Genomic DNA, 3,922 nt, shown 5'->3' on the forward strand with positions numbered 1-3,922 from the left:
GGCGATGCCCTGGCCCACGCCGATGCACATCGTGCACAGCGCGAAGCGGCCGCCGGTGCGGTGCAGCTGGTACATGGCGGTGGTGACCAGGCGGGCGCCGCTCATGCCGAGCGGGTGGCCCAGCGCGATCGCGCCGCCGTTGGGATTGACGCGCTCGTCGTTGTCGGCCACGCCCAGTTCGCGCAGCACGGCCAGGCCTTGCGCGGCGAACGCTTCGTTCAGCTCGATCACGTCGATCTGGTCGATGGTCATGCCGAGCTGCTTGAGCAGCTTCTGGGTGGCCGGCGCCGGGCCGATGCCCATCACGCGCGGCGCCACGCCGGCGGTGGCCATGCCGACGATGCGTGCCTTCGGGGTCAGGCCATGCTGCTTGGCGGCAGCTTCGCTGGCCAGCAGGATGGCGCAGGCGCCGTCGTTGACGCCCGAGGCGTTGCCGGCGGTCACGGTGCCGTCGGCGCGGACCACGCCGCGCAGCTTGGCCAGCGCTTCCATGCTGGTGGCGCGCGGGTGCTCGTCACGGTCCACCACGAGCGGGTCGCCCTTCTTCTGGGCGATCGTCACGGCGGTGATTTCCTGCGCCAGCGTGCCGTTGGCCTGCGCGCGCGAGGCCTTTTCCTGGCTGCGCATGGCCATCAGGTCCTGGTCTTCGCGGCTGATCTTGTAGTCGGTGGCGACGTTCTCGGCGGTCTCGGGCATCGAGTCCACGCCGTAGGCCGCGCGCATGGCCGGGTTGATGAAGCGCCAGCCGATGGTGGTGTCGAAGATCTGCGCGTCGCGCGAGAACGCGCTGGTGGCCTTGCCCATCACGAACGGGGCGCGGCTCATGCTTTCCACGCCGCCGGCGAGCATCAGGCCGGCTTCGCCGGACTTGATGGCGCGCGCGGCGGTGCCGGTGGCGTCCATGCCGGAGCCGCACAGGCGGTTGATGGTGGCGCCCGGTACGCTTTGCGGCAGGCCGGCCAGCAGCAGCGACATGCGCGCCACGTTGCGGTTGTCTTCGCCGGCCTGGTTGGCGTTGCCGTAGATGACGTCATCGATGGCGGACCAGTCCAGGTTCGGGTTGCGCGCCATCAGCGCCTTGAGCGGCACCGCGCCCAGGTCGTCCGCGCGCACCGCGGACAGGCTGCCGCCGTAGCGGCCGATGGGGGTGCGGATGGCGTCGCAGATAAAGGCTTCGGTCATGTTGTCTCTCTCTTGCTTGTATGTGAAAGCGTGGTGCGGATGGCGCTTGCCGGTCAGGCGGCGGCCTGCTTGAGCGGCACGCCGGTTACGCCCTGCAGTTCCTCGAAGGACAGGCCTTCGACGAGGTCGCGGGCCACCAGCCCTTCGGGCGTGACGTCGATGGTGGCCAGGTCCGTGTAGATGCGCGTGACGCAGGTCATGCCGGTGAGCGGGTACGTGCATTGCGGCACGATCTTGCTTTCACCCTGCTTGGTCTGGTGCTCCATCATCACGAACACTTGCTTGGCCCCGATGGCCAGGTCCATGGCACCACCCACGGCCGGGATCGCGCCGGGCGCGCCGGTGTGCCAGTTGGCCAGGTCGCCCTTCTCGGACACCTGGAAGGCGCCCAGCACGCAGAAGTCGAGGTGGCCGCCGCGCATCATGGCGAAGGAGTCGGCATGGTGGAAATACGAGCCGCCGGCCTTGACCGTGACCGGCTGCTTGCCGGCGTTGATCAGGTCGCCGTCTTCCTCGCCGGCGGGGGGCGCCTTGCCCATGCCGAGCAGGCCGTTCTCGCTGTGCAGCAGGATTTCACGGTCGGCCGGCAGGTGATTGCCGACCAGGGTGGGCAGGCCGATGCCGAGGTTGACCACGGCACCGTCGGGAATGTCTTTGGCCACGCGGGCGGCCATCTGATCGCGGGTCAGGCGTTGCATGTTCTGGATCTCCTTGTCGCTCAGACGGGGGTCTTGCCGGCGTCGATCTTGACGACGCGCTTGACGAACAGGCCCGGGGTCACGATGTGCTCCGGGTCCAGTTCGCCGAGTTCGACGATCTCGCTGACTTGCACGATGGGGCAATTGGCAGCCATCGCCATGATCGGGCCGAAGTTGCGCGCGGTCTTGCGGTAGGTCAGGTTGCCCCAGCGGTCGGCGCGCTGCGCCTTGATCAGGGCGAAATCGGCGTGGATGGGCTTTTCGAACACATAGCCCTGGCCGTCGATGATGCGGGTTTCCTTGCCCTCGGCCAGCGGCGTGCCGTAGGCGGTGCGGGTGAAGAAACCGCCGATGCCGGCGCCGGCGGCGCGGATGCGCTCGGCCAGGTTGCCCTGCGGCACCAGTTCCAGCTCGATCTCGCCGGCGTGGTAGAGCGAATCGAACACGTAGGAATCGGCCTGGCGCGGGAACGAGCAGATGATCTTGCGCACGCGCTTGGCCTTGAGCAGCGCGGCCAGCCCCGTGTCGCCGTTGCCGGCGTTGTTGTTGACGATGGTCAGGTCGCGCGCGCCCTGGGCGATGAGGGCGTCGATGAGCTGTGCCGGCATGCCGGCCATGCCGAAGCCGCCGATCAGGATGGTGGCGCCGTCGTGGATGTCGGCCATGGCCGCTTCCACCGAGTCGAATAGCTTGTTGATCACTTGCGTTCCAGTTCCGAAAGCCCGGACGAACTACCCGGGACCGGCCGCCAAGGAGGGAACATCAGGCGGCGCAGGAAACGCTGTCTCCGGACAGTCCTGCCGGAAGGGCCATCCGGCCCGCCCGCCCCGCGATTGCCGCAGGAGCGTGCTGCCGGACACGAATCCAACAGAATTTGGTTTTTCTTATTATTCTGGTTTGTTCTAATTGCGAACCTCAATTCGCACAATGAACAGATTACACCCCCGCTCGGAAGGCGGTCAAGGCGCCGGCAAATCGCTTGTGCGTTAGCCGGACACCCCTGCCGCGATGCGGCCCGCGGGCTGGCGGCACGGGTGGCGGCGGGCGGTCTTCGCAGCTTACGCCTTTCCCGTCGCCCCCGGGCCGCTCAGGGCAGTTGCAGTTCCGCCCGGCTGCCGGAGGCGCCGGGCCGGATCTCCAGCCGCACATCGATGCGTTCGCGCAACTCCGCCACATGGGAAATGATGCCCACCAGCCGGCCGGCCTGCTGCAGGTCGATCAAGGTATGGATGGCGAAATCCAGGCTCTCCGGGTCGAGCGTACCAAATCCTTCGTCCACGAACAGCGTATCGAGCTGGATGCCGCCCGAGCGCGACTGCACCACGTCGGCCAGGCCCAGCGCCAGCGAGAGCGAGGCCAGGAAGCCCTCGCCGCCCGACAGGGTATTGGCCGGACGCGCCATGCCCGTGTTGTGGTCGAACACCTCCAGGTCCAACCCGCCCGCCGCGCGCAGGTCGCCTTGCTCGCGCACGCGCTGTAGTTCATAGCGGCTGCGGCTCATGCGCATGAGCCGCAGCGAGGCTGCCTCCACCACCCAGGTCGCGCGCGGCGGCGGCAGCGCGCTCGCGGCGATCCGTGGCCGCGGCCAGGTCGAGGTCGAAACGCTGGACACGGGCTTCGAGCTGCACGGACTCCGCCTCCGGCATGCACGCTTCGGCATAAGCCTGCGGCGTGGCAAAGCCGGCCTGGGCCAGCGCGCCCGCGAATGCCGCGTCGGCCTGTTGCTCGCGCAGCGCGCTGCCGGCCATGCTGGCCTGCGCGGCCGCCTGCGCCGCCTGCGCCGCGGCAAGACCGGCGCCGGCCTGCTTGTCGGCAGCCTGGGCGGCCGCCAGCGCGGCATCGCATGCGGCCAGTTCGTGTCGTGCCTGCTCCAGCGCGCGCGCGAGCTGTTCCGGCTCGCGCCGCTCCGGCGGTACCTGTTCGCTGGCTGCCTGCCACTCGCCCTGCAGCCTGGCGTGGCCTTGCGCCGCATCCTGCGCGGCGGCATCGGCGGCGCGAATGGCGGCTTCGGTCGCGGCCAGCGCGCCACGCTGGCGCTCAAG

The 3,922-nt window shown here is 69.1% G+C and carries 3 protein-coding genes and 1 pseudogene; all 4 read right to left on the reverse strand.

All coding sequences use genetic code 11. The annotated features are described in order from the left end of the window. On the reverse strand, nucleotides 1-1,182 hold a 1,182-nt coding region (pcaF, locus tag AC1DO7_RS40360), incomplete at its 3' end, for a 3-oxoadipyl-CoA thiolase (RefSeq protein ID WP_477117499.1). A gap of 53 nt (nucleotides 1,183-1,235) precedes the next feature. Continuing rightward, nucleotides 1,236-1,880: a 3-oxoacid CoA-transferase subunit B gene (locus AC1DO7_RS40365; RefSeq protein ID WP_441621895.1), complete on the reverse strand. Its 645-nt coding sequence runs from the start codon at nucleotides 1,878-1,880 to the stop codon at nucleotides 1,236-1,238. 20 nt (nucleotides 1,881-1,900) lie between these two features. After that, nucleotides 1,901-2,581, reverse strand: a complete 681-nt coding sequence (locus AC1DO7_RS40370) for a 3-oxoacid CoA-transferase subunit A (RefSeq protein WP_441621893.1) — start codon at nucleotides 2,579-2,581, stop codon at nucleotides 1,901-1,903. Nucleotides 2,582-2,967: 386 nt separating this feature from the next. Continuing rightward, nucleotides 2,968-3,922 (reverse strand): annotated as a pseudogene (locus tag AC1DO7_RS40375) (SbcC/MukB-like Walker B domain-containing protein); the annotation flags it as partial.

The sequence above is a fragment of the Cupriavidus sp. 05N40 genome, assembly GCF_056397305.1.